A 1,883-nucleotide genomic window follows, 5' to 3' on the forward strand; every position below is an offset into this window, starting at 1 on the left:
GGCGGGGCAAACGCGGCAGTCCACAGAAACTTTAACCCTGAATGACCCGAATAATTCGGAGCATTCCAGCCAGAAGACTATTTCTGTGAATATGAAAGACGCAATTGGCGGCAAGGTAACCAGCATTATCAATGCATTGAAGCCGGCGCCAACAGTGCCTTAAGGGCTGTGGCATTGATAGGCTGTTCAGCAGGCGGCGCAGAATTTCTGCGCCGCCTTTTGTATGCGCAATAGGCGCCTGGAAGGCCAGCACAGAGTAAACACGCGCCGTGGCGCCGGGCATCATCCTCATCATTTTTCAGCTGCAGATCAGCAAGATTTCCGCCCAGTTATGAGTGTTTTGAATAAAAAAAGCTGCTTTATTGGCATTAAAATGCATAAAATCAGATGAAAGACATTTGACTTAATTGAAACATATGCTAATAAATAAGAGCGGTTTTTGTTTAAGAGCCGCAATATTTCAGGATGAAATATTAAGGAAGCGCTTTGGTAAAATTAAACAGGAGTTGTAATCATATGCTTCAATTATTTAGAAAAATTTTCTGCATGCATATTTACGAATATGAACAAATGGAAGAAATTGGAGCACACAAGGAATGCCGGAAGTGCGGCGTAACGAAATAATGGAAAAGTGAGCGCAAGCTCACTTTTTATTTGAACTTTCAGCTTGAGCGCAAAGCGATTAAAATAGCGCGGATTGTTTTTTATGCTGAATGCTCATGTCTAAAAATTTCCAGGCCGATACCTATATTGTCGATGACCAGCTGCAGGACACTTTAGCGTGGCTTTGCCATCATCAGGACAGCTTTGACTCATTCAGCTATGATGCTATCCGGAAGGAACTGGTGGTGCATCATGCCAACGGCCAAGACACCATTCTGGCGGGGGATTACCTGAACGCCAGCTACGGCATGCTGATTACGGCGCATAATTTTTCCAAGCCTTAATTTATTCAAAATAGAATAAGTTTTTCAGGTCAAGCGCTGCAGCGGCTGCATCTATTCCGCCTCGCAAAGCGGAACTGCAATGGTTTCACCGGCTTTTTGATCCAGCTGAAAATGGCTAACGGCGCAATAGCCTTTAATCATTTCCGCCAGCGCCAGCGAATGGCTGGTCACCCACAGCTGCGTATATAGCTAAGTTCTTAAATATCTATTACATTTGAAGACATGGGATATTCAAAAGATTTTAAAGACAAAGTCATAGAAATTATGGCGAGAGATCAACTGTCTGTACGTAAAGCTGCTCAGCATTTTGGAGTATGCACGCGTACGATACAGCTATGGAAAAAATCGACTGAGAGCAAGCCGATTCCTGGCCGTCCAGCTAAAATCAGCAAAGCGCAAATATTGCTGGATGTAGAACAGCATCCTGATGATTACATCAGTGAACGGGCGGAACGTTTTGGCGTGAGTACGCATGCTGTATTTAATGCGCTGCATGCCGCAGGAATATCACGTAAAAAAAGACGTTAAAGCATCCTAAAGCAGATCAAAATCAACGCCTGCAATTTCAAAATCTAATTGAGTGCTTAGGACAGAAATTACCGCTGATTTATATAGATGAAAGCGGTTTTCAAAGTGAAAGTACGCGACCGCATAGTTACAGCCGCAAAGGAGTGCGGGCTGAGGGTGAATTTAACTGGCATTTAAAAAATTGCAGCAATGCGATCGGTGCATTAATCGAAAATAGATTGCTTACAGTTGGAGTATTTGACTGTTCGGTTAACACAGCAGTATTTGAAAGCTGGATTGAACAGGATTTATTGCCCAAACTGAAAGAACCCAGTGTTTTGATTATGGATAATGCCGCCTTTCACAAAGGGAAAAGGCTTCAGGAGCTGGTTCGCTGTTCAGGGCATTACATTGTGTGGCTTCCTAAAT

The 1,883-nt window shown here is 43.4% G+C and carries 3 protein-coding genes; all 3 read left to right on the plus strand.

The genetic code is table 11. From position 1 onward, the window contains the following. The first annotated feature begins 719 nt into the window (after positions 1 to 719). Positions 720 to 947, plus strand: a complete 228-nt coding sequence (locus RSA72_RS14435; RefSeq protein ID WP_332624772.1) for a hypothetical protein — start codon at positions 720 to 722, stop codon at positions 945 to 947. 222 nt (positions 948 to 1,169) lie between these two features. Continuing rightward, positions 1,170 to 1,475, plus strand: a complete 306-nt coding sequence (locus RSA72_RS14440) for an IS630 transposase-related protein (protein WP_332633430.1) — start codon at positions 1,170 to 1,172, stop codon at positions 1,473 to 1,475. Between the two features lie 83 nt (positions 1,476 to 1,558). After that, positions 1,559 to 1,883, plus strand: a 325-nt coding sequence (locus RSA72_RS14445) for a transposase (RefSeq protein ID WP_332633432.1), incomplete at its 3' end; no start/stop codon positions are given.

Origin of the sequence: Acinetobacter sp., assembly GCF_036659555.1 — a bacterium.
GTDB lineage: Bacteria > Pseudomonadota > Gammaproteobacteria > Pseudomonadales > Moraxellaceae > Acinetobacter.